The sequence below is a fragment of the Ignavibacteria bacterium genome (assembly GCA_015709655.1).
Taxonomy (GTDB): Bacteria; Bacteroidota; Ignavibacteria; order Kapaibacteriales; family Kapaibacteriaceae; genus OLB6.
Window position 1 is genome coordinate 1,508,268 of sequence record CP054181.1, and the last position, 24,057, is coordinate 1,532,324.

Consider the following 24,057-nt stretch of genomic DNA (forward strand, 5'->3'; position numbering starts at 1 on the left):
AATGCTATCATCGTTAACGAAGGGGGCTGCGTTTTGGTAATCCGGTTTTTGTGGATAGTTCTGGTATGTTGCGGTACAGCATACATGGTGACAGCGCAGGGAGCAGCAGATTCCGCATCGGGTTTGCAGTATTATACCACAACAACAGTATCGGACCGCATTGCCATACCACGTGTACTACGGCAGCGCGGCGGACTGGTTGTGCACGTGAATACAGAGTCATGCTCAGTGTGTATGCTAAACGTACGGACAGTTCTGAACCTGGCCGGCGATAACAGTCTTCCAACGGTAGTGTACGCACGAACAAGCTCGTATACGCAGTACGAGGAAATCAAGTCACAATTCCCGGACGCAGAAGTTATATATGATGAATTGGGAGCGTATGCGCAGTTGCACCATGTCACCAACTATCCAGTGATTATGGTAGCAGATAAATACGGTAGTGTTCGCTACGTAGGCGTACCTGGCGGGACAAACACATTTGATATCCAGTCGTGCAGGATATCAATTGTGAGTCTTGCAACTGAAAAAGATCCATCAGAACCGTTTGTGCTTCCGGAGGTTACACCCATTGTAGATATTTCGCAGACTATCGGCAGGCGAATGTCTGTATTTTCATCATTGAAGCATGCCCCTGACGGAGGCAGCATTGTCATGCTCGATAGGGTTGGCTCAACGCTATCCAGCATTTCAGTACAGACAGGAACGAAGCTACTGTGGCTGAAACACCTTGATTCGGCAACCAATATTCCTACGCTTCACCGGCCAATGTTGGTTGCCGTATCAAATAGTGCCGACAGTGTTCTTATTGCCGACCAGGACCTGATGACTAGCAGATGTTTTGGGTATTGGTATACTCCGGGAACCGGTAAAGCCAATGTTATCGATCTCCCCGAAGGCAGCAGGTCACGTACGATGTTAAGTATGGGATGGGATGATTCCACGAAAACGTTGTGGGTATCAAGAAGACCTGCCTACTGGCAGTCCGACCCCGACACAGTGCAAACCAGCATCTTATGTGTCGCCAACGATGGTACGCCAAGTTATCATGGTGGGTTTACAGATGGAGTATTGGCAAGCTACTGCCCCGGTTTTTACTGGTCAGCCGTGACTGAAACACCACACTACATGATTGAACTGCAAAGTCTCTCGAAAACGATAAATGTTTATGACAGGTCGTCGAAGAATTACACTACCGTGCACCTTGAGTACCCGCAGCGCCATTCGATTAATGCACTTGAAAGGATTAAGCACATAACACGAAACAGTTCAGTAGAAGCTGTCAAGGAAGCTGCAGATTCAATACAGGTTCTTAACCGTGTTATAGGCTCACGCACTGAAGATGAGATATTGGTATACTCACGGACAACGACAAACCACTATCCTGAATTATCGCAAAAATGGTCAGGTAAGTATGTTCACTATGTTACCCGCCACAAGGTACCCAGTGGTAAGTGTACTGGCTTCTGGTTCCTACCTGACGGTATAATACCCCAGGATTATGATGGGAACATACTGTATTGTACAGACTTTGAAGTGAAAGAACAAAAGATTGTAACGATTAGTCTGGAGTAAGTAGTCAGCTCCTTGGTGATGTGGATATTGGGCTACCCTCCGTTATTTCGTAGGCGGCGTTACCCGACAACTCATGCTCAATGCTGTGGGTAACGAAGTATTGGTGGACGAGATGTGACGCAAATCGGCTGCGGTTGTCCCTTCACACCGAGCACGGTCAGCATCATGGCGTAGCATCTGCTACCGTGGATGTGTACGTACTTGATTTCGAATTCAAGTTGTGTTGAATGTGGTCAGGAGATCGTACTTCCCGAAGGTATGTTGTCCACACTCGAGTATTCTGGTAAACCCTCAGGAGTTGTATAGTTGGGAGGCGTCAATAAACACGAAGTACTCCTTGATTTTGCCGTTATCCATGTGTAGGACGCTGCATACGGGAACCCGGAGTGTAGTGTCGTTGTGGCGGGTATAGGTAACGTATCCATGGGCGGCTATTACGTTGCCGGTATCGGCCGTTACAAGAATATCGTGCTTCAGACTTTTTATGGAAGCAAAAAAACCGGCAACGGCATCGCGTACGGCCTGGATGCCGGAAACAGGATCTGCATTGCCAAATCGAAACGTTCCGTCGGACGTGAAATATGATGCAAAAGCATCAGCATCGCTTGCATCAACGGCCGCGAACAACTCCTTAAGATCGGGATTCTTCATAGACAACTCAAACTATTCATGGTGCAGTACATACAATCGTACACCAAAATACAGAATAACAGCGGCTGAACGGTATCCGGTTCATCAATTACACTCTGCCTGGAGTAAGTCAGAACCGGAATAATACCTCACTGTAGGGCAGCAACACCGGAGAATTTTATATGGGATCTAGGTAAAAAGCTGCCGTAGGTTTGTTCTATGAGAAAAGCGCTGATTTCTCCGGAAATTGAAGAATTAATTGTCGCCCGTGAATTCGCTACTGTAAGGGAAGTTGTCGTTGACTGGGATGCGCCTTCGATAGCTGAGATTGTAGAAGATCTTAGTCCTGACTCGTGTGCCATACTGCTTGGAGTTCTACCAAAAAAACTTGCTTCGGAAACATTTGCCTACTGCGATTCGATTCGACAACACGAACTGTTGCGCAGTCTGGCTACTGAACAGGTGGCAGCAATGCTCAACGAGATGGCCGCCGATGACCGCAGGGAACTGTTTCAAGGGTTACCGGCAAATGTTGTTGCGGAACTAGTGAATCAACTTAGTGTAGAAGAGCGAGCCGTTGCGATACGCCTGCTAAACTACCCTGAAGACTCTGTGGGTCGGCTAATGACACCGGACTATGTTCAGGTAAAAAAACATTGGGCGGTCCAGGAAGCTCTGGAGCATATTCGCCAGTTTGCGAAGGACTCAGAAAAACTCACTTCGCTGATAGGCGCTGTATTGTGGGCTACGTTAACAGGCTCGATGCTTCCAATTTTGTTGAAACGGCTTGGATGAGATTCGGCTACGTCTTCAGCACCGTTCGTGGCAACCTTGGTTGACGTTACCGGGATTATCATCTACTTTTCGGTAGCCTCGCTGTTTCTTCATGGTATGCTCCTTTAAACCAGATCGCCAGTAGAGGAGCTTAATCTGTTACTAGACCGCAGCAGTGCTGGTAAGAAGTACAGTTGAAATTGGCTAGAATGTATGCCCGCAAAGGAGCAAACGGATGAAAATAACAATGCCTCGCCTGGACAGACGGGGCATTGTGTACGTACACCGTACGGGTGTCGCATCTTCGCCTCGGAACCCGCATGAACACTGGGTTTCCGCTTTCGGTATGCCAAAGAGGGTGCCAAACAGGGGATTCCGGGTCCTGAACGACCTCCAAAGAGGATGGTCGGGCATCAATTTCCACAAGCAATCTACGAAGTACATGTACGCGATCGGAGCGCAGTAGGAGAGGGAAGGTACAAGTCAATTTCCACAGGTAACGGTAGAGCTAGGACCCCCGTGTGTCCACGACTCCGTTGTGCAAACATCCACAGGTAAGCGGTTAGGACATGTAGCCGTCGTAGGTTCTGGCCGGTAAGAACTTCCACAATCCAATACTCCACAAGGAGTATGATACTCGGGGTAGGGGCGGGTAAAAACAGCGACTCGAAAATCTGGAGGAGACCTGTCTTAATACCGACAGTAACCACCAATGTTCGAGCATCGCTATGTCAGATAAGAAGTCGCAGGTTGTCCAGATCGAGGGAGTCTCCATCCATGAACTCCTCGACATGCTCAACGCGAGAGAACTTCAGAACCGCCGAGAGTACCGGGAATATGAAGAATCCCGAGCCATCAGGTACAATCAAACCGAAAGGGACTCATCCTCCGCGAGTCTTGAGAGGCTGATTACCGATCAGCAACTTGCAGAGATGACTGGGCTCACCCGGCAGACATTGAGGAAACACCGGCAGGAAGGGAAACTCCGCAACGTCAGGAATATCGAACCCAAGATTCGATACACACAGGAAGCCGTGGACGAATACCTGAGGGGACGGGATGAGGACCAATAGCGTTCGGAGGTCCTCATCCATAAGACTCGACTCATTACTAGTGGGTCAGACTTTTTCTAAAAGTTCTTCTCTTACAGGTGAGGACCCTCACAGAATCAGGACAGGAATTCTCGAAGGGGTAGGAATTCATGGTTTGAAGGCACACTCCTTCGTCTGTCCATCCGCTCCGAGGCTGGAGTCCATCCTTCAGAGCATGGAGAGATGCGGGAATGCCTACAATACTCCTGCCCCTTGCTCTGTAGAAGCAGACTGCGCACCTGTGTTTAAGGGAAGGCTGGACAACCTCCTGTTCACTCGTTACCACAGTGGCAGGACCTCCGTTTCTGGTTGTCTGGACGCGGTTATCCTCGATGCGAATCTCCGGTTGAGGAAGCCTGAGGACATCGATTGTGCTCTTGATGCTTTTGCCAAGAGATGGGGCTTCGACGTTCGCCATTGGCAAGTCTCGGGCGTGGAGGTAGCTCTCCAGTGGTGGTCTTCCATGATCGGAAGGCAGATGGCCGAGTACTGGGGTTCCTACCGAGGACAGTCCGATCCTGTCCCTTACAACTGGAGGTCAAGGCAACCCGATCTTGACGGTACCTACTACTACAAGGTCCCCCATGCTGATGGGAGAGTGGTAGACCCTGCCGATCCTCTGAAGCGTTACGACGTAACGAAGAAGTACTTGGAAAAGCACGGTATCCACATCCTTGGTCCGGAACCCGACCTCAGGCTCTTCCGTTTCGAAAGGACTCTCAAGTCTGACCTGTGGATTCCTGACTCTTTCGGTAGAGCACCGAAGGACGGGAGCGAGAAAGTCCGCCTGACGGTTGGGGACCTGACCAAGCCCGAGGTGTATTCCTACCTGATCTCCCGGTTGGTTTCCACCTTCTTCGGTATCGACAAGAACAAGGTATCTCCGAAGCCTGTGGAAGAAGTGAAGGGCAACCGCACCAAGGTTCTTGCGGAGCGTCCCTTGGCCCTGGCCATTCTGGGGAATTTCGGAGAGGCAGGGAAACGTCCAGAGAGGAGAGCGAAGGACCGAACGTATAGGCAGCTACTTCAAAGACGCCATGGAGACATCCTCGATCCTCAGTCATGCTGGGGGCATCTCCACCGTCTTCTTATGGACCACACCGTGCAGGACGTTCCTCACGTCTGGGAGGAATTCTTCAGACGTTGGTCTTGATCTTCGTGAAGTTTTTGCTTGTGGAAAAACGTGTACCTATAACTGTAATGAGTACGTGAGTCAGAGGATACACGAAAGCGTTGGGTCGGACGTAGGCTTCCAAAGCAGGAATGAGCAGTGCAGGTTAGGACTGTTTCCCATGATCTGTGAGGAGCCTTCGAAGCTCGTTTGAGAGCGGCATTTCAGGTCGTCGGTCGAGATGGGAGTGATACCGTGAGGAGTCAGGTCCCCAATCGAAGTATAGTCCTGCATCGGGGCTATCCATCTCACGCCCTATTTCTTGGGAAAGCTCCAGCGATTGGGTGAACAGAAGTATTGGCTTCCGACTTCCAACGAGATGAGCAAATACTTCAAGCCGATAGGTTCCCGCCGTGAACCGGAAGCCATGGTCATCCCGGGGAGCAAGGAAGTGGTGGTTTACCCCCAAGCCTGTCTCTCCCACAAATAGACCGCTCCCGCGTACCAGTTTGTCATCCCCGTACACCCACACGTTGAAGGTCTGCCGACTCTCATTCCGGGAAAGGGTGATGTACATGTTCTGGATGACTCATCCCTTCTTAGAGGTCGAATACAGCAAGGTTCGGAGAAACACCTTTGGAGATGCTTCTGATGAAGCGGAGCCTCGGCCGTCGGGACCGAAGAAAATGACCGTTGGCTGTGTCATCTTCACCGTTCCTCTGCGGAAAAGAGTCAGCCAAGCTGTCGTTCCTGAGATGAACAGGGAGAGCAGCGAAATCGTAAGTATGATTGGGTCAGGCATACCGTCTTGCAGTTTAATTAGAAGGGTACGTCGTCTAACGAGGATTGTTTATTTCGCGTCAGACGGCGTCGTTCAACACTGCGGATGAACTTGAAAGTCGCGAGTACGGTAGAGAGGATGTACCAACCCTCATCGACATTAACAACCGGGTTCCCGTGTGCCATGCTGTGGTCATTCCTAACGCTGGAAAAGGCATCCATCGTTGACAATGTATTCCTCAATATTCGTTCTCCCATTACCGTTTCGATGGTTCCGTCAGCCCTGAGGTCTCGGACATAGGCAGAGCACAGGTACTGGAGGGTGGCATCCCTGTCGTAGGGTAGGTTGTGGGCGTCGGAGAGGTTTCTGAAGTACAATACAGTGAAGGTGTGCATTCGGTCTACGGCTTCATCTGCCCTTGACTGTTGTAAGAGGTGGCGAATCGCCTGAGCATGTCTCTCCAAGAGATCATCTGTAAAGTCTACCTCCAGTGCATCAAGATCGGGGATGTGAGGTTGCGACTCCAGACGAACTATGATTTCAATAGCACGATCGCGTCTCTCTTGGCTGAGACCATCCACCATGTCAAGTAAACCCCTAAGTGCTCTACCAACTAGGTGGTCGGGTGCAACATTCCAGAAGCCCCGTAATCGATTGGCCTTTGACCCGGAAGCATAGTTGTACTCTGGAGCGTAAATGTTTACACCTACCCCAAGTCGGAAGAATTCCTCAAAGTTGTTGTTACTGAAATTGAGAACGTATCCACCGCCCATTTGAAGCAACCTTTCAAAGAACTGTCGTTCCGGAAATGTCAGAGGCATGTGCATTTCGTACGTTACGTACGCGCGTTAGAGGATTACAAATACAAGCTATGATAAGGATCGGGGCTCTTTCGACATCCTTTCTGTGGACTTGGCTATCGATTCCAAGGACTTAGATATTGCTGTGAGGCGATCAAGTTCAAAATTCTGTTCAACGAATGAGTTGTTGAACATTCGCAGGTCAATGCTATGAACTTCAGAGTACTGCTGACCTGCATATGCGTATGTAGCAGTAAGCGTAAATACAAGGGGTATCAGAGGGTCGTCAGGCGAAGAGCCTTTGAGTTTGTCCCCGGTGGCTAGTGGAAACAGGAGCTTCATACCATTGGAGAAAGCTGGGATAGTATTGTGAAACGAGAATGCCCGATGAATGCCCGGGATTCTCTCTGATTCTGTGACACCCATGATATGGAACTCTTTGTCCAAGGTCATAGTGAGGTTTAGAGCGGGTGACTTTCCGGTATTCTGGATTTCGAGTATAAGTAGAGTATCCTGTTGAACTCGGATTCGAACACTGATGTACGGTCGAGAGATCGCAGCGGTCTGTGCAGTTAACGCATCTGCTTGCCTGTGTAAAGCGGATACCTGTTCGGAAAGAGCCTGTTCGGACTTCTCTTGAGCCTTTGCCTGTCGTTGAAGCTCCTTGCGAGTATCTGCCAGTTCCTGTCGCTGCAAAGCAAGCTCCCTGCTCTGGAGGGAAACCGTAGCAACGACACCCCAGAAAGCCAAGGCCGCTACAAGTGTTCCTGCGGCTTCAAAGACTGTATCGGGTGGGTACCATACCCAGCCCCGAAGGTACTGGTCAATGAGGACGACTACCAGAGCAAGGAAGAGGATAGTAAGACACCCGCGAACAAGCAAGGGAGGGAGTTGGGAATCCTCTTTCAACATAGAATTCTCCCCACAAGCGTAGTAACCGCGTCTCGAATGAGCTTTTGTTCGGTTTCCCCCTCAGCCCATATACCAGCAGCGGAAGCAAGTTCTACGTTATCAAAGGAACAGGATTTTTTGGTGTCAGCGACAGAAGCCAACCACCCGCTTACCACGATGCGTGAGTTTGAACGCACTCTAGGAAGATGGTCAGTTCCATCCGCGTTCTTCAACGAATTCCGCACATGAGCTACGAGTTCACCGAGTTCCGCCTGAGCATTCTGAAAGCGATACTGTCCGGATGCGGAGGTCTTGACCTGTACGAGAGCAATGCTGGTAACCCTATAGCCATGGCAGGTGTGTGAACCGATGGCCCACACATCTCCTTGGGTCCTGCTGTAGTAACTCGCCGTCGAGTACCCTTCCTTGTTGAAGGTCTTGATAACGAACTGTTCGCCTCGTGTTCCCCGTTCGTAGGAAACGAGATCACCAAGAGTCTGCTGTTTCCTCTGCTCGTAGCTACGCGCTAGAACCTTGACCACCTTGGACCAATCGTTATGCAGGTCGTAGGCCATAACCACCTCTCTCTGATAGAAAATTCACTACTGATCACACGAGAAGAAGGAAGTACTCGCGGACCGTTGAGAGTATTGTATACTACAAATATGTGCTTTTCCTTCCCCCAAACTGCCCTGTAGGTGATTGGTGGACAACGACTAAGCCCGAAAAAATTCTTACGCGAAAAGTACGAGATTCTTGGCTACTTCGATCCCGGAATCGACGGGTTCCCTCCAGTGCACTCCAGCGCGTAGGGCCAACGTACGCTTGGTACCTTCCAAGAACTCTTCACGCATCGGAAGGCTCTTCTAGAATCGGGAGGCTCAGAACTCCGAGACGAAGGCACATATGCCAGAAGGAGTAGAACAATGAGGTTCTCATTTCATCATCAGCAATCAGTCCGTGCATGAGGTTGTTTCTCAGTTTTGCTCCATGAGGGCTAAGGAAATAGTAGTTCAACTCGAACCACAGTCCATCGTTCAACATCTCCTTCATCATAGGGTCGGACAGCATTGTCTCCATGCTCAACTGTATGTCTGTTCTGTCCTGTTGACGACGGATAGTATCGTCTCCTGAAGCTTGTAGCAACCATCGTAGCCAATGTTCAATTTGGGGCACGAGGATATGGGTGGCTTCACATATCTCTCCCTTGAATCCGAGATACATTCCCTTCGCCCAACTTTCAGTTCTTCCGTGCGGCACCAGCGCAGCCCGCGACATCAGACGACGACAGAAGTCAAGGGAAATGTTGTGTTCCTTCTGCAAGACCTCCAGTCCCGGTACGATACATCCTGACGCGGAAATCCCCAGAGTAAGACCAAAATGCCGGACCGTTTCTGTTTCGATTGCGCGAACGTAGGATTCCGGGTCGTTAACGTTCAGACCATCACGTTTTGCAACCACTCTACCGTCCGCTGAATAGCTCATACCACCCATGATGTGTCTCAAAGGATGTTTCTGAACCAGTTCCTCGGCGAATTCACGAGTTGCGTCGACATTCGTTCTGTAGCACATTCTCGCATACTCGAACAATGCTGGGTCCAGCGATTGACCTTGAATTCGAGATTCCGTCGTACGAACCATCTCGGCAATATCCATGGGTTCAGAACTGATTGTACCCATTGATCTTATGACCTCAATCCCGATTGTACCAAGGTCTTTTCTGAGGTCAGCGATCCGGCCTTCGATGTTGTGCTCACGCCGATATGATCTGGGTAGTCCAGTGTATTCCGCAAGAGCGGCACGAACAAGGTAGTCACTGACCATTGCCTTGTCACACTGCGTACTTTGTAGCTCTTCTTCTTGAAGAAAGGAGTCTGCAATTCTATGGGTGAGTTGGTTCTCTTTCGCGTGCTGTTGCTGTCCACGGTACTGCTCTCTGATAGACTTCCAACACTCCCGTGCAAGAATGAAGTCCTTGCTGTCGAGGGCCCTATCTCCTAGAACAATCAGTAGGTCGAGTACCTCCTCCCTCTGCTCGACAACCTCCAAGTAACCAGAGAACAACTGGAATAAGTCTAGCTTATCCGTGACGTTGTCGGTAGAGTCTTCGAGGAATCTGGCCACCAGTTCATCAATCATCCTTCTCCACGCTGTTCGGTCAAAGGCCCGAGCAATCAACAAGGCTCTTCTCTTGAGTTCAACGGCCTCAAAGCTGTGTCGTATTTCTGTATCCGATATAAATACATACGACTCCATGGCCATCAATGCCAATTCTTTCCTACGTCGTTGTCGAACCCACAGTGTGTCAGCTACTCTCGCTTTCAGCCAATGATTATCTATCTCCGGTAATAGTACCTCCAACGCTTGAAGTTCTTCCTCAGAGAGGTCATCGGGAATCATGGTTCTACCGTTCGGACCTGACAGCATCGGTCCAAATGGGTCAGCTAGGGATTCCGTTTTGATGTACATGGTACAAAGGGCGGCCAAGAGCTTCAGAGAATGATGTTCGTCCTCTGCCCCTGCTTCTTTCCGCCGTTCCGCAAGACTGTCAAAGGCAGATGCAAAGTCGTGGTACGACTCGATCTCTATGCCATTGATAGCCTCGCGCCATGGGGCTACACGTAAGTCCATACGACCGTTTTCTCAAACGGGATATTTGTTTGGAGATTGCCAGCAAGAAGTGAACCTAACGACAATGGTCAGGACTATTGCATCGCACGATCAATTCTTCGGTGGGCGTAGGAAACCATGGCAAACAAATCCAGAGCATCTTCCTCTGACATCTGCCAAACGATCTGTGGAGCGTGTGCAGTCGGATTCCGGAAGGTACCGAACATACCTTTGAGGAGATTCATGAATCCTTTCTGTTCGCCTACATCGGTCTCGGAGACAAGATTGTTGATCCGAAGTAGGGGAGAGGTTCCTCCGAACACAGCGTCAATGAGAGACGCTCCGTCGCCCGTCGCTACACTTCGTACTCGAATCTTCTCCGCAACACTCTTGGTTGCCTCCAGAACAGCGTGGAAATGATTGTTGTGGTTCAGGAGAACACTACAATACCTGATTGCATCTTGGTGTGTACCTCTGGCTTCAAGCTTGGTCCGTAGTCTCTCAACCCTTTCTTCAGCCTCGGTCAAAGTCTTGGCAGCAACACCCCTACCGAACTGACCGTCTTCGCGAAATTTCAATCCGTGGAAAGCAAGAATCTGGTTCAGCTTTTCACGACGTTCCTCGAACAGTTCCTTCTTTCCCACGTACCGGGCAGGTGCCATTCCCTTGCTAATGAAACTGAGAACACAGTTTCCTTTCTGATCCCGGTATTGCATGCCTACAAGAGCATTGTAGAGCCACTTCCATTTCGTCATCGTAGGATTAGGGTCTGGAATATGTGTGTCTTGGAGAAGGTGCCCGATTTCGCTACCAGAAAGCCCTTCTGAAGTATCGGCAATGATCTTGCAGATGGATTCCAGTTCGGCTGCCGTAAAGGCATGGGTATCGTTGTTGCTCATAGGTGGGTACGGGTTAGGATGACATGAGTAAGACGGTATCAGCCGGAAGCTTGCCGCGAAAGGAATAACAAAGAGCGATTCCAATCGCACCAGTATCCAACTCAACCAAGGCCGTAGTATTTAGCGATCAAGGATGCTAGAAGCGATCCTGCCGTGTTCGCAGCAATACTCCACGTACCACTGGCCGATAACATCAGCATCCTGCCGATCCAACCTTGAACGCGAGGTCCTAACTCCGTTGATGCTTGCGGTGAAGGTGGGTCAGCTTGGATGGCTACGCGTAGGTTTTCAATATCGTGCTCACTGACATTCTGCTCTCGAAGGCAAGTGGCCAACGCATCGAAACGTTGGACATTCAATGTATTCGTTTGGCTGATCGTGCCATGGTTTGTACCGAACACGCCCTGTGCATTTTGGATATGGTAGTTGTTTGTAACCGGAGCTTGTAGTTCGGGGTATGGTTCTGTCTTCATGTGCGTATTCCTTTCGACATCAAGAGCCCAGCTAAGTACACGGGAGCGCAACTGTTCCAGTAGATGCTTGATCTGGAGTGAGCGAATCATTCGCGCGAGACGTACTGGCTCGCCAGCGACATACATGCCTTCTCTTCGTAGTACGCGATTTACCTCATCCGGAACTGGGAAAACTAGGTCTTGATCCTTGTTGCTACTTTCAGACAATGCAATTGCCGAAGTGGATACGTTAACTGATCTCAAACTGTGATTGAAGTTGGGATCGTCGAAGGTCAATACCGCTGGAGCCCAACCGAAAGGGCTATTATCACCAACAAGTTCAGCATAGACTCTACGATATTCGGGAAGATCGGATACATCGAATCCATCGGGATAACCCTTCAACTCGTATGAAATCCACATGTTGCTTTCTTCGGTCTTAAGCCCCATTGCTAGGGTCCAAGCCATCCTGAGAAGCTCAGGGAGTGGCGTGGTATCTGAAGTTGCTGCTTCCACCAATCGTTGGATTTTACTCATGAGGATTGTACCCCTTCATACCGAACTCTTCCATGCCATTTTTTTGGAATCGAAAATTTTAGCTGCCACTTACGGACGAGTCATATGCTGCATTATCAGAGATGCTAGTAGTGACCCGACAGCATTCGTTGCCACGTTCCACGTACCTTCAGCAGCGTACTTGACCATTCGATCAATCCAACCCAGCACTTGCGGTCCTAAATCGGTTGATGCAGATTGAAGAGGTGGGTCGGATTGGATAGCTTCTCGAAGATTTTCAATTTCATCCTCAGGGACGTCGTACTCTCGGAGAGAAGTAGCCAAGGTATTGAAGCGTTGCGAACTCAAGGTGTTCGTTTGATTAATCGTACCGTAATTTGTACCAAAGATACCTTGCGCCTGTTGTATATGGTAGTGATGGTTGGTGGCTGGAGAGGGGTGATCAGTAGGTGCCATAGTTTGCTTCGCAATACGTTTTTCAACATCAACAGACCAAGCAAGTACCCTTACACGTATCTGCTCAAGAAGCGCAGGCATATGCCTTGATGAGAATCTCCGAGCCAAGTTGACAGGTAACGACGTTCCGAAATCGCCTTTGCGCCTAGCTTGCCCCGGAATTGGGAATATGAGGTCCATGTTTTTGATGCTCAAATCCTGAAGATGAATTACGGACGTTGGGAGACATAATAAGGCCGGTTGTTCACGCAAACCGTTGATCAAAGAGGTTGGCGAAATTGGTTTCCAGCCCCACTTGTCACTCCCTTCAACAAGTTCAACATAAACGATTCGGTATGGCGGATAGTCAGGAGCCGTAAGTTCAGATGGATACCCACGAAATTCGTACTCAATCCATTGGTCTTCCAAGTTCGAGCGAGATGCAATAACCCATGCTTTTCGAAGCAACTCTGGCAGTAAGATGGAATCTGATGTTGCAGCATCCTGAAGGTCGTGTATCTGACGTATCGTAGCGTCCATGGGGCTTCCGATTGTGTGTGTTCTACCAATTGCAACTTCGCACACCTTACTGGAGCAGATTCAGAGTTGGTATATCCGTTGACAACATCACCTTCTCGTGCTCAGATCAGTACCTACTCGACCTCTTGTTCTGGTTTGATCCGTGAGCGGTCGAAACCTTGCTGAAATTCTTCGAGAAGGCCCTTTGAAATTGTGACTTCGTGTTGATTACCATCAGAAAACCCAGCCCAGACATACACCTTCTTTGGACGTAATTCCAATGTTTCCATCTGATCGCCAAACCATTGATTCCCTCGGGTGTTGACGTACCAAGTGGCATCTTCTCCAGAAGAAAGAACACAGGGTAGAGGGGACTGCTGAACCTCACGGTCAGGGTCAATCTTCTGCCAATGCAAGACTTTGCTACGTCTGGGTTCAAAACGCCAACCAACGCTTGTGACCTTGACCACTCGATCGCCTGTATTCACGATGTGGATTCTAATAAACCTTGAAGTTCCGGGTAAGAGATGGGCGACATCAGCCCACAACTTCCCTCGGAACTTGGTGGCACGTCTCGTTAACCAAAGGCTGTAGCCAACCGCGGCGAGTGTGCCGAAGGCAGCAACTACCGTTCCTATTACGTTCACCACGGACCAACAGTCCCGCGATAACCCAAAGATGTATGGGTCTGGTTGTTCCATGCGTGAGACTACAAGGACGTTTAGAGTACTTCGCCAATCCGTTGGAAGAGCTTCTCAAAGGAAGCGAGTGTCTCCGGTCCTATGGCGTCGATCGTGAGCAACGGCAGTGTAGCTTGTGCCACTCGGTAATGGTTGAATCCGCCATCCTTTAAGAGAACGATCTTCTTGTCCTTGAGCCACCGATTGATCCGCTCAACAATTCGGGGATGCTCTCCCAATTCTTCCAAGGTCAGGGTGTTGCCGCCAAGCTTATCGGCATACGTGTTGTTGAAGGCTTGTATGTAGATAGACGTTGGAAGTAGGTCTTCCACATCAGCTTCTTGCGAAGTTGGTTCACAGAACATGGAAAAATCAAGAACGCGTTTCCGTTCAATCAGTTTCTGCCGAACGAGGTCCTCAAGTTTCTGAGGTGGGGTAGCCGCACGATCATGAAGCACAACGAGCTTCAACTTGTTCGACCCAAGAAGGGCTACGAACGTGGCAAGTTTATCGAGTCCACCGACAGGTACGAGAATAGCATCACCAAGGCCCTGTTTATTACTTGCTTCGAGAAGGGTATTAAGGTGGTTCAAAATGATCAAGTCGGCCGGACCTTCAACAAGAACATTCTTCTTTGCGATAAACAGGTTCTGAGCGATGGAGTATCCCAAAGCTGCCTGCAAAGGGAAGATGCTCTCATCGGAAGAACCCGCTAGTTCCTTGCTAACCACCGTTCCATCTTTGACACGATCCTCTACCACACGTACTTCATCAAGCCGTGAAGAATCTACCATGAAAGGGGAGTGCGTTGTATAGATGATCTGGTGTTCGGTTGATAGCTCACGGATGTAGGCCAGAAAATCCGCCTGAGCCAAGGCATGAAGGTTCAGCCCCGGTTCATCGAGTAGGAGCATCAGAGACTTCGTTGTTCCTGCCCTTGACTGAATGGAGTCGAACCACACCAAAAAGCTGAAGAACCATATGAAACCCTTGCTCCGCTGACTGAAGGGTACCGTTACGCCATGCCGACGACTTTTGATCCGAATGTAGAGATTCATGCCAGTGTTGTACGGTGCCGAGTCCTTTGCGTCAGCCTTCACATCAAACTCTACATCCAACTCTTGGTTCTGTCTCCAGAACTCGAAAATCTTCCGTGTGATACTCAGACCAATCGCTTCAAGTTTGGCCTTGGCAGTCTCATAACCTTCTTCGCCCATCAATTCGTGAAGAGTCGTACCTGCAAGTTCAAGCAATCCTTGAGCTGTCCGATCGGCATCGGTGAGTTTCTTCTCAGACTGACGTTGGAGCAGAGACGGCAAGTTGATCTTACCCTCAAGGAGATTGTAGTCATCGAAATACAGGAACTTCGGCAGTGCAGGAGAGATGTATGCACTCCAGATGTATCCTTCGACTAGTCCCCATCCCGAGCCCTTAATAGCACGCTGCTGCCACTGCGATGCAAATACAGTCAGTGTACAGTCTGCTGCAAGATTCAAACCCTCGATCTCAGCTACGACATCCTCAAGGGAGGTTGCTCCCTCGAATACTTCGTCCTTGTGTTCCAGATCACCGAGTGAACCATGTAGAGCACTGAGAACAGAGGCCGAGTCGATTCTGAACCCAATTTTGCTTTTGTTGTCAATTGTTGTCATCCACGTGAATGTGGTGCCACTGAGAACAACATCAGAACCGGCGAACACCTCCGAATTAATTTTCGTTGCTAGTTCTTCTTCGATACGGAAGGTCAACCGTACGACTTGTTGAGGGTTCCCGGCTTCATGCTGAGGACGATAGCGTACGAGGTCCTTACGAGGATAATCCGCAACGTAGTCGAATTGGGCGGAGTCAAGAGGTAAAGCTTTGTGTAGAGCTTCAAGGAAGGCAGTCTTTCCGGACTCATTCTTACCAACGAGTACAGTAACCTCGCCCCCAATTGGCACAGGGGTTGAATCCTCTATGGACTTATACTTCGAAACCTGCGCTTCGATCAGTGTTATCATGATCTCCCTACCTGTTCGGTTCTATATGTCGTTTGGAATATCAACAAGTTAGCTATTGAACTACTTACGCTCAGATTCAATACTATGGCTGGACAGTCAGACTTTCTCGTAAGAGCTTCAGCCGTACGATAGCATCATCCAGAATCTGGGTTGTACTACCTTTCCCATCAACTGGCGCAAACATCTCCCCCTTCCCGGTCACCAACCAATGAAGGTTCACGTCGTAGGCGGTGGCAAGCTTCACTAGGGTCTCGACGAGTAGTCCACGTTCGCCCTTCATGGTCCTCGATGCCCAGTCGTTGGACCGGCCCATCGCTGCCGCGAAGTCGGTCTGCCGGACACCTTTCGTCTCCAGCAGTGCCAGCAGCCGGTCAAGTACGTCCGGAGGTATGCCCTCGGTCTTCTGCGGTTCTACTTTCCCTTTCGTAGAAGCAGATTTCGTCTTTGTCGATTTCATTAAAATTTTGCGATGTTTGCAACTCTTGGTTCCTGCTTTCGTAGGTGGCTGGTACGACAGATAAAGAGCTACCAGCGATGAACAGGAACCAAGCAGGAATTATCCGACAACTTAAGGACAACTCGGTGCACGACCATCAGGCGACGTTCAGGGACCTGTGTCGCCTCATGGACGACACGGAGTTCAACCGCCCTCCATACAGAGGAATACTCGGGAAGGTAGCCGAAGAACTTGGTCTTCGTGGGGGCCGTAGATCGGTCTACAAGTCGATCCGGATTTCGAGAACAATCGAGGTCATGGTCAAGGTCGCCGAACATATTCGGGAGGCGGAGGCTGAGCGAGAGAAGTCTCTGGACGTATACGCACGTATGAGCAAGGGCCGATAGACAAGCATGTCACTGTACCGGGACGGCGTTCCCGATCAGGAAAAAATCCACGTACGAACCCGATACACAATCGCTTCGAACAACCTATCAATAACCCAAGGAGGAACCGTGAGCAAGGAGACGCAACAGCAAACCAAGAAGCCGATCTACAAGAAGTGGTGGCTCTGGGTCGGTGTCATCGTAGTCGTTGGCATCATCGGCAGTCAGACAGGGAAGAAGGGTGGTAATGCTCCTGTAGCCGAAGGAGAAGCAACCTCATCGGCATCTCCCTCGTCACAGCCTGCCGAGAAACCAGCGGAACCCAAGGCGATCGAGGTCACGGCCAAGGACTACTATGACGCCTACGAGTCGAACGAGGTCACGGCCGATGCCAAGTACAAGGGCAAGACCATCGCCGTCACAGGAGAAGTGGACGGGGTGAGCAAGACGTTCGGAACCGTGAGCGTGAACCTGAAAGCTGATGAGTACATCAAGCAGATCCGGTGCAAGCTCAAGACGGAGTCGGACGCAGCCAGTTTGACCAAGGGTCAGACGGTAACCCTCGTCGGGGTCGGAGACGACAAGATGATGTTTCCCGAGGTCGAGGACTGTGTGGTGAGGAAATGAAGGTGTGGGGCCCCGGGACGAACCGGGGTCCATCGCAGTATGTCATGGGTACTCGTGGTTACCTGTAGGAGTTGTTTCGTGCCATCTACCGGAGAAGAAACTCCCCATGGAGTGCTTTGTGAAACCGTAATACCGAACCATGAAAAGTTCATATACTAAAACAACGCGGACTGCGATGTTTGTCACCGGGGGTGGAAACGAAGTGTTCCGGTGAATGTGGTTCTCCCCACACGTTATCGCTTCGTACAGAGATAGTACAAGAAAGACTGGCTTGTGGAAGTAATTCTCCCGGCCAGCAGGTATTCACATCTATCCATTTTGTTGCTCGTAGGAGGTTCCATGTCTCGTTTGATCGTGTTGATACTGTTCTCCATCCTGAGTTCTGCCTTGGTTCGTGCACAGGCCGTGCCCAGTCCCGGCAATCTCGTCCTCGCCACTCCTGACGGTACCGGGGGATATGAAAACAAAGACAGTCTATGTCTGGATACATCCGCCAATCCGAAAGAACTCTGTGCCAAGCGGTACTTCTCCGTCCTCTTTCGCACCGCACCGTTCCACGACAGTGCTGCCGCCGACGCTAACGGCAACTACGACATCACCGATGTTGATGACACACACAACGACTATTTCCTCTGGAAACGCCTCGACAGTTTGACGGATGGACTCGTCATCCATACGACGACGACAGAGACGTCTGGAGTGGTCCTGAAAAAGTGGACACTACGGGGAAGGTGTAATTTTCCAAAAATCTAAGGAAAGAGCAATGAAACATCCACCTCGCATTTATGATGAAGCATTTAAACGTCGCGCCCTGGAGATGGTAGCTGCGGGACGTACGCTGGCCTCGGTGGCCCGTGAGCTTGGCATCGACGTCAAGCGACTATCGTACTGGAAGCGTACGCTTGGAGCTGCAGCAGCTGCCGGGCAGAAGACACCTGACGAGCTTGCCGCCGAAGTACGAGCCTTGCGTAAGCGCGCTGAGCGTGCAGAAATGGAACTGGCCATTTTAAAAAAAGCGATGTCGATCTTTGCCGCTCCGCCGGGAAGGGACTGAAATACATGTTTATCAACAACCACCGGCACTGTTGGCCGGTGCGCCTGCAGTGCCATGTGCTGCAGGTGAGTGCCAGCGGCTACTATGCCTGGTTAAAGCGACCTGAACCTCAGCTTAGTGACGATGAGCGCAAGCTGGTGCGTGCCATGCGCGAGATTGATGAGAAGTCCAACCATACCTTCGGCAGCCGCCGGATGTACAAGGAACTGCGGCGAGGCAACCTTGTGGCAGGCCGTCACAAAATGCGCCGGCTGATGCGGGAAGACGGCATCCGTGTCAAGCGCACGCCCAGGCGTGCGTTGGTGCAAACTACCGACTCGCAACATCAGCACCCGGTGGCCGACAATCGGCTCAATCGCAACTTTACCGTCACGAAACCGAACACCGTCTGGGCTGCCGACATCACCTATGTACAGACCAACGCTGGCTATGTGTACTTGGCGGTGGTGATGGATTTGTTCTCGCGTCGCATCATTGGCTGGCATCTGTCAGAGACGATCACGCAACAGCTCACCATCACGGCACTCTGGAAGGCCTGGAAGAACCGTTCTTATGCCACCGGCATGCTCATTCATAGTGATCGCGGTTCGCAGTATGCTGCGGCAGGCTATCGCCAGTTTCTGACTGACTACTGTAAAGCAACGCAGAGCATGAGCCGCAAGGGAAACTGCTGGGACAACGCACCAGTAGAATCCTTTTTTGCCACGCTCAAGACCGAAGAATTCAACGACATCAACTTCGTCGATCTCGAGCACCTGAAGCGTCAGGCAGCACACTACATCGAGAACATTTATAATCGCAGACGACTGCATTCAACACTTGGATATACAACCCCCGTTGACTTTGAAAACAACTACTTTCGTAACCAAAAACACCTACCCTAATGTGTCCATTTTTATGGGACCACTCCAGTCCTCGGAATACTATGCCAAGTATTTCCGCGTGTCCTTCGGCAAGTACATTCGCGTGGACACGGTCCTGTCGTATTTCGCAGCGATGGACAGTGTCGCTTCCTCCGACCTTGTCTCGCGGGCTGTACGGTATCTCTCATCTTCCAACGATCCGGCCTTCAAACAAGTCCAGTCGATGACGCAGATCGCCGGTACGTCGACGACACCGAACAACGAACGGCGGTATACGCTTCTGGGGTATCAGTACAACCTGCACTTGACGAAGATTCCCATGGCATGGGAGATCACCAAGGGAAGCAATCAGGTCTACGTGGGCGTCGATGACCAGAATACCCAGTTCGGTCTTACGGACGTCGTAGAACATCGGGACCTGCATAAGGTTGCCAACGGCGGGAACTATCTCTTCCCGGGATTCAAATCGGCAGGAGTACCGCAGACGTGGGATGGCACGACGAAGATCATCCCTGCACACCAGAACCATGGCTTTGCCAATCTCGGCGTGATTGCAGCCGAAGAGAATACTCTCGGTCTGGTAGGGTTCGCACCCGGTGTACGAGTATTCCAGACGCACAATCAAGACGATAATCGGTACGCCAAACTTGACGTTTCGGCCACATCAGGAATACAACTTCCTCATGTCATGTCCTGCGCCTATATACTTCCGAGTGGTACGACAGGAACCTACCGGGAGGCGATGGAGAACGGCATCGCCGTCATCTCCAGTGGACCGAACGGAGAGAACAAGGTGTCATACGAACCGGTCACAACCGCGCCCTATATTCTCAGTGGTATTGATGTCGACTACAACGATCCTGACTTCAGCCCGTTGGGTGGCTTGGTTCTGACCCATGCGACCGACCCGCAAAAGGATGTCAAGATTTTGGCCGTCGAGCAGTACTCGCACTCGCTGGTACGTGGTGGCCTTCAGGACTGCCCAATCTTCAATTCCTTCGGATACGGGCCGGAGTGGGACTTCAACCAGCCGATGTGTCTCGGTCTGGGCAAATTCTCGACAGCGAGTACGCAGAGTACCCGCGCAGGCGACAAAACCCTTGCCTATATCGATGTCGTCGTTCCAGCCAACTACCTTGGACTACTGCTGGACGGCTCGACCTCGAAGTACGAAGAGTACTGTGCAGGAAATTCCCGCGCCGTTCCGCAGGCCGCTGCTATTGTTGGCCTCATGAATTCGGTGCACGACCGTTTGGGCAAGACCGGTCTGGATGTACAACGGAGAGTGTATGACATCGTCACGTTCACTGCCGACAAGATTCTGGATTTGCAACCCGGTCATACGGCTGCACAATCGATGGCCAGTGAATCCGGTCCGGGCAACGACGCATATTCGACCGTTGTGCCTAATAGCACATCTCCGGAATATCGCGTGTTCAAGGTACCGAACAGGGCATTCGCCGAGCAGTACAGCTATCTGCTCGATGGATCGGGCAAACTCAAGACCGGCTACATCGACCAGACGAACGACGCGCTCCACCGGTACTGGGCTCCACGGTTCGGCTTCGGACGTATTAATGCCTTCCGTTGCGTTGCGCACTCCATACCCGGAACGAACGGTGCCGGTCAGGAGAACGTGAAGTACCAGTATTCGGGCTCCGACGACCTCGACTGGGCGAAAGGACATGCCCTCAGTGGCACGACCTATCTCCATCTCGGCAAGTTCAAGGATGCCACGACGAAGGTCCTCGACGCTGGTGGAGTCGCCTACACGGGTGAACCAGCCTACATGAACAACAACGGCAAGACACTCGTGGATGTTGATCTTTCGGTAGGGACGAGCCAGACGCTGGTCGTCGATGGTATCCTCACCACGAGCCTGTCGAGCAACTTCAAGAAGATCGCGACCTCTTCCACGGGGAGAATACTGGCCACAGGATGGGTGGAGAACGTCGACTTGGAAGGACTCGTCCGTGCCTCCGACTTACGGATAAAGCGGACGGCAGCAGGCACAGCCCTCAAGACCACGGGCAGCAGCGAACTGCACGATACCACATGGCTCCGTGGCAGTGGCGACATCGTCGTCTCCTCTGGGACCCTCACGCTCCAGCCGGGAGCCACGGTCTACCTCTATGACGGTGCCAAGATCATTGTCAAGGCCGGTGCGGAACTCAAGCTCAAGCATGGAGCACGTATCCTCGACAAGGAGACGACGAAACTGGCCAACAGGATCGTCCTCGAACAGAAGAACGGAGCCACACCGGGGGGCAAACTCACGATCGAGTCGAAGGTTGAAGAAGCCGTCATCGATGCGGAAGTGCAAGTGAACGACGACGCGCAGTTCACGGTCAACGATGCCGAGGGTGAAGCCTTCCCGAGTGTCTGGATTCATAAGGTAACGGTCGAGACAGGAGGCAAGGTTTCCTTGGCGGACAAAGCCTTCATCAAACGCGTGAATCCCTCTTCGACAACGCCTGCTCTGATCCTCAAGTCCTCGAACGGACTCGTGGTAGCGGGAAGCGCAACGGTCCGGCTGGACGCGCCGGTGGAAGTCCAGAGTGGCAGCAAACTCGAAGTCGGTACGTCGGCCACGCTGAAAGTGGGAGCACTGACGGTACAATCCAATGGTTCGCTCATCGCGAAGGCGGGTGCTACGGTACAGTTCTTCGACGACGAGAATACAATCCGTGGAAAGTTCAGCGGAGAAGGTGCTCCCGGAAACCTCGCACGGTTCAAGGCCACGAACGAATCGAGTGGCTCGTGTTCGGCTCTGACACGGAAGAACTTCGTACGTCTCATCGTAGAACCGGACAAGTGGGTATACAACACGAACACACCGGGTACGCAGCCACTGGATCAGGTCCTCATGGCATACTTCCATGCGCAGGATGCAGAGTTCACCAACGTATATACGACGATCAAGAACATGCCTGTCCTTGCACGGGTGGGTGGTGTCTTGCAGGCAGGGAAAATGAAAAGCTGCACGTTCAAGGCTGACCGCAGCGTTTATGTAGCGGCAGGGATGGAAGCAGCCTTCCGGTCAAAGCCTCTGTTCCTTGTAAGTGTCAGCAAGGATAGTCGTCTGTTCCAGAAGGCCCGGCAGACGAGTGTCGGTGTTCCGGGAGCCATCTACCAGCAAGGTCTTAACCTCATTCGATACCTCACTGTGGAGGGCTGCAAATTCCACGACGCAGGAGGCAAAATCACGAGCACGAACTATCGTGGGCTTGTTCAGAGCATTCTTGAAAGTCTCGGCGGCGACTATCCGGTTTCAGGTTTGAAGGTCACGTCGCTGTCGAAGATCACGATGACGGGCAGCACCTTCGCCTTCCTCCATACAGGAGTCAACGCAGAAAACGTTACGGGGCACTTCTCAGGCAACATTTTCGGCGGTCATGCCGATGGCATCGCCTGTGGATCGGCCACGATCTGCAACAACACCTTCAGTGGCTGTGTGCAGGGTGTTCGGGCAACAGCGGGCAACAATCAGGTCTTCGACAACACCTTCGGTGGAACAATGACGTCCACAACCAACACACTCTTCGGTAGTGGCGTACAGGTGGACTTCATCGGCTCGGGATACCTCCAGTCGCTGGGGGGCAATGCCGAATGTCGGAACAACGAGCTGGAGAACTACGGCAGTGGCCTCCATGCCGTGCGCGGAGTCCTGCAAGCCCGTGACCGCTTCGCCTTCCTTGCGCCGAACCAGAACGACCGTGGAAAGGCTCTCGTCAATGGACGGAACGAGTTCGATGGACCGGTTAGCGGTGGTTCAAACCCGTACTTTGTTGGTCTTGAACGGTCGGACATCTACCTTGGAGATGCGGGCGTCGTCCAGTTGGAATGTGGCAAGAACGTTTTCAGCGCGAACCAGCAGTTCCAGCTACAGAAATCCAACAACGTGGCGAACGTCGTCGTGACGACGAACGACTTCGGCGTTGCTCTACTGGCGAATATCCGTCACAATGCCAATATCGTTCCACAGGGTAATGACCTCCAGAATGGCGAGCATCCCTATGGAGCGCAGTGTGAAGCGACCGTTCGTGAACGTGCCGGAGAGTTCGAATGTGTGATATTACCGGTACCGGACCCGGATGCCTTCACGCCGAACTACAACCTCGAACTTCTGCATCCCCTGAACGTGAAGAAGTTCGGTATCGTCGTACCGTCGTGGGATGGCATCGACACGAACTATGCCAAGGAAATCTTCACGGTGTCGACTTCGTGGCTTGCGAATGCCGGTCTGGATGTTGCTATCCGCATGGAATCTATCGACAATGCTGTGCAGTCTGCACAGGTCCACCCGAAGGCCGACTCGGTGACTGCCGTCCTCTTGGGTACCTTGCAGACTCTGGGTCTGAACACCGGAGCCCCGCTCGTCCTGCGGGAGAAGGCCGTCATCGGACGGGTCGAACTCCTTTCCCGAAATGAACGCTACGACGAGGCACAGTTCTGGCTCGACACGGCCCGGGCAGGGATGTTCGCTGGATACGATTCCGTGAACGTCGACCTGCTGAGTACGCGGCTCGCCATCATGGCTGACACGTCGCTGACGCTCGTGCAGTCGACCGATACCCTCAACGCTCTGGTTACGTTGGAAACAGAACACGCCAAACGACCTACTGGGATGAACAAGGAGCCAATTCGGGAAGTGGTACGCTCGGGAGTGGGAGACGTGCTATTCGTCGTCTATCCCAATCCGAGCCGTGACCATCTCACGGTACGCTACGAAGGGAAACGTATGCGTGATGTGACCGTGCGTCTTCTCGACATGATGGGTGCTGAACTCCTTCGTCTCTGGAGGAGCGATGTAACCTTTGGTTCGGAAATCGTCATTACTGATACGGACCTGCCGAATGGTACCTATCTTGTGGAAGTCGGTGATGGCACGTCCGTTGGAACAGCCATCATCTCTGTCGTACGATAG

The 24,057-nt window shown here is 51.5% G+C and carries 19 protein-coding genes and 1 pseudogene; 10 read left to right on the plus strand and 10 right to left on the minus strand.

Annotation, left to right across the window (positions count from 1 at the left end; translation table 11 throughout):
- Window positions 1-84 precede the first annotated feature (84 nt).
- Window positions 85-1,575, plus strand: coding sequence for a hypothetical protein (locus tag HRU79_06040; protein ID QOJ26232.1), 1,491 nt, complete (start codon window positions 85-87; stop codon window positions 1,573-1,575).
- Window positions 1,576-1,866: 291 nt separating this feature from the next.
- On the opposite strand, the gene HRU79_06045 is transcribed toward HRU79_06040, so the two are convergent.
- Window positions 1,867-2,226 carry a nuclear transport factor 2 family protein gene (locus tag HRU79_06045; GenBank protein ID QOJ26233.1) on the minus strand — a complete coding sequence of 120 codons (360 nt, stop codon included), beginning with the start codon at window positions 2,224-2,226 and terminating at the stop codon, window positions 1,867-1,869.
- Window positions 2,227-2,424: 198 nt separating this feature from the next.
- Here HRU79_06045 and HRU79_06050 point away from each other — a divergent pair.
- From HRU79_06050 to HRU79_06060, 3 genes and pseudogenes are all read left to right on the plus strand, one after another.
- A pseudogene (locus tag HRU79_06050) lies at window positions 2,425-3,108 on the plus strand (magnesium transporter).
- A gap of 599 nt (window positions 3,109-3,707) precedes the next feature.
- The gene (locus tag HRU79_06055) at window positions 3,708-4,052 is read left to right on the plus strand and encodes a helix-turn-helix domain-containing protein (protein ID QOJ26234.1); all 345 of its coding nucleotides are present in this window, start codon (window positions 3,708-3,710) and stop codon (window positions 4,050-4,052) included.
- Window positions 4,039-5,223, plus strand: a complete 1,185-nt coding sequence (locus HRU79_06060) for a hypothetical protein (protein QOJ26235.1) — start codon at window positions 4,039-4,041, stop codon at window positions 5,221-5,223. The genes HRU79_06055 and HRU79_06060 overlap by 14 nt, the downstream gene beginning before the upstream one ends.
- A 777-nt stretch (window positions 5,224-6,000) precedes the next feature.
- Here HRU79_06060 and HRU79_06065 read toward each other — a convergent pair.
- The gene (locus HRU79_06065) at window positions 6,001-6,783 is read right to left on the minus strand and encodes a hypothetical protein (GenBank protein ID QOJ26236.1); all 783 of its coding nucleotides are present in this window, start codon (window positions 6,781-6,783) and stop codon (window positions 6,001-6,003) included.
- Between the two features lie 48 nt (window positions 6,784-6,831).
- On the minus strand, window positions 6,832-7,674 hold the full coding sequence (locus HRU79_06070; GenBank protein QOJ26237.1) for a hypothetical protein: 843 nt from the start codon (window positions 7,672-7,674) through the stop codon (window positions 6,832-6,834).
- Window positions 7,675-7,859: 185 nt separating this feature from the next.
- On the opposite strand from HRU79_06070, the gene HRU79_06075 reads away from it, so the two are divergent.
- Complete coding sequence (locus HRU79_06075; GenBank protein QOJ26238.1) at window positions 7,860-8,018, plus strand: hypothetical protein; 159 nt, start codon at window positions 7,860-7,862, stop codon at window positions 8,016-8,018.
- 481 nt (window positions 8,019-8,499) lie between these two features.
- On the opposite strand, the gene HRU79_06080 is transcribed toward HRU79_06075, so the two are convergent.
- From HRU79_06080 to HRU79_06110, 7 genes are all read right to left on the minus strand, one after another.
- A complete protein-coding gene (locus tag HRU79_06080) occupies window positions 8,500-10,284 on the minus strand; it encodes a DUF4209 domain-containing protein (GenBank protein QOJ26239.1) in 1,785 nt (594 codons plus the stop codon).
- Window positions 10,285-10,358: 74 nt separating this feature from the next.
- Window positions 10,359-11,162 carry a TIGR02391 family protein gene (locus HRU79_06085; protein ID QOJ26240.1) on the minus strand — a complete coding sequence of 268 codons (804 nt, stop codon included), beginning with the start codon at window positions 11,160-11,162 and terminating at the stop codon, window positions 10,359-10,361.
- Window positions 11,163-11,263: 101 nt separating this feature from the next.
- Entirely contained in the window at window positions 11,264-12,151 is an 888-nt protein-coding gene (locus HRU79_06090; GenBank protein QOJ26241.1) for a hypothetical protein, read from the minus strand.
- Window positions 12,152-12,220: 69 nt separating this feature from the next.
- Window positions 12,221-13,105 carry a hypothetical protein gene (locus HRU79_06095; protein QOJ26242.1) on the minus strand — a complete coding sequence of 295 codons (885 nt, stop codon included), beginning with the start codon at window positions 13,103-13,105 and terminating at the stop codon, window positions 12,221-12,223.
- A gap of 113 nt (window positions 13,106-13,218) precedes the next feature.
- Window positions 13,219-13,572: a hypothetical protein gene (locus HRU79_06100; protein QOJ26243.1), complete on the minus strand. Its 354-nt coding sequence runs from the start codon at window positions 13,570-13,572 to the stop codon at window positions 13,219-13,221.
- Window positions 13,573-13,805: 233 nt separating this feature from the next.
- The gene (locus HRU79_06105; protein ID QOJ26244.1) at window positions 13,806-15,764 is read right to left on the minus strand and encodes an AAA family ATPase; all 1,959 of its coding nucleotides are present in this window, start codon (window positions 15,762-15,764) and stop codon (window positions 13,806-13,808) included.
- An 82-nt stretch (window positions 15,765-15,846) separates the two neighbouring features.
- Complete coding sequence (locus HRU79_06110) at window positions 15,847-16,221, minus strand: helix-turn-helix transcriptional regulator (protein QOJ26245.1); 375 nt, start codon at window positions 16,219-16,221, stop codon at window positions 15,847-15,849.
- Window positions 16,222-16,715: 494 nt separating this feature from the next.
- Between HRU79_06110 and HRU79_06115 the strand changes: the two genes are divergently transcribed.
- The 5 genes from HRU79_06115 to HRU79_06135 all read left to right on the plus strand — a co-directional run bounded on the left by HRU79_06115 (window position 16,716) and on the right by HRU79_06135 (window position 24,057).
- Complete coding sequence (locus tag HRU79_06115) at window positions 16,716-17,213, plus strand: hypothetical protein (protein QOJ26246.1); 498 nt, start codon at window positions 16,716-16,718, stop codon at window positions 17,211-17,213.
- 339 nt (window positions 17,214-17,552) lie between these two features.
- Entirely contained in the window at window positions 17,553-17,966 is a 414-nt protein-coding gene (locus tag HRU79_06120) for a hypothetical protein (protein ID QOJ26247.1), read from the plus strand.
- A gap of 10 nt (window positions 17,967-17,976) precedes the next feature.
- A complete protein-coding gene (locus HRU79_06125) occupies window positions 17,977-18,267 on the plus strand; it encodes a transposase (GenBank protein QOJ26248.1) in 291 nt (96 codons plus the stop codon).
- Window positions 18,264-19,151, plus strand: a complete 888-nt coding sequence (locus HRU79_06130) for an IS3 family transposase (GenBank protein ID QOJ27285.1) — start codon at window positions 18,264-18,266, stop codon at window positions 19,149-19,151. The genes HRU79_06125 and HRU79_06130 overlap by 4 nt, the downstream gene beginning before the upstream one ends.
- Window positions 19,111-24,057 carry a T9SS type A sorting domain-containing protein gene (locus tag HRU79_06135; protein ID QOJ26249.1) on the plus strand — a complete coding sequence of 1,649 codons (4,947 nt, stop codon included), beginning with the start codon at window positions 19,111-19,113 and terminating at the stop codon, window positions 24,055-24,057. The genes HRU79_06130 and HRU79_06135 overlap by 41 nt, the downstream gene beginning before the upstream one ends.

What these genes read in the sequence shown, in the direction of transcription:
- HRU79_06040 (QOJ26232.1), top strand. Translation starts at nt 85, where the DNA reads ATGGTGACAGCGCAGGGAGCAGCAGATTCCGCATCGGGTTTGCAGTAT.
- HRU79_06080 (QOJ26239.1), bottom strand. Translation starts at nt 10,284, where the DNA reads ATGGACTTACGTGTAGCCCCATGGCGCGAGGCTATCAATGGCATAGAG.
- HRU79_06045 (QOJ26233.1), bottom strand. Translation starts at nt 2,226, where the DNA reads ATGAAGAATCCCGATCTTAAGGAGTTGTTCGCGGCCGTTGATGCAAGC.
- HRU79_06125 (QOJ26248.1), top strand. Translation starts at nt 17,977, where the DNA reads ATGAAACATCCACCTCGCATTTATGATGAAGCATTTAAACGTCGCGCC.
- HRU79_06110 (QOJ26245.1), bottom strand. Translation starts at nt 16,221, where the DNA reads ATGAAATCGACAAAGACGAAATCTGCTTCTACGAAAGGGAAAGTAGAA.
- HRU79_06055 (QOJ26234.1), top strand. Translation starts at nt 3,708, where the DNA reads ATGTCAGATAAGAAGTCGCAGGTTGTCCAGATCGAGGGAGTCTCCATC.
- HRU79_06060 (QOJ26235.1), top strand. Translation starts at nt 4,039, where the DNA reads ATGAGGACCAATAGCGTTCGGAGGTCCTCATCCATAAGACTCGACTCA.
- HRU79_06090 (QOJ26241.1), bottom strand. Translation starts at nt 12,151, where the DNA reads ATGAGTAAAATCCAACGATTGGTGGAAGCAGCAACTTCAGATACCACG.
- HRU79_06095 (QOJ26242.1), bottom strand. Translation starts at nt 13,105, where the DNA reads ATGGACGCTACGATACGTCAGATACACGACCTTCAGGATGCTGCAACA.
- HRU79_06065 (QOJ26236.1), bottom strand. Translation starts at nt 6,783, where the DNA reads ATGCCTCTGACATTTCCGGAACGACAGTTCTTTGAAAGGTTGCTTCAA.
- HRU79_06105 (QOJ26244.1), bottom strand. Translation starts at nt 15,764, where the DNA reads ATGATAACACTGATCGAAGCGCAGGTTTCGAAGTATAAGTCCATAGAG.
- HRU79_06120 (QOJ26247.1), top strand. Translation starts at nt 17,553, where the DNA reads ATGTCTCGTTTGATCGTGTTGATACTGTTCTCCATCCTGAGTTCTGCC.
- HRU79_06070 (QOJ26237.1), bottom strand. Translation starts at nt 7,674, where the DNA reads ATGTTGAAAGAGGATTCCCAACTCCCTCCCTTGCTTGTTCGCGGGTGT.
- HRU79_06085 (QOJ26240.1), bottom strand. Translation starts at nt 11,162, where the DNA reads ATGAGCAACAACGATACCCATGCCTTTACGGCAGCCGAACTGGAATCC.
- HRU79_06075 (QOJ26238.1), top strand. Translation starts at nt 7,860, where the DNA reads ATGGTCAGTTCCATCCGCGTTCTTCAACGAATTCCGCACATGAGCTAC.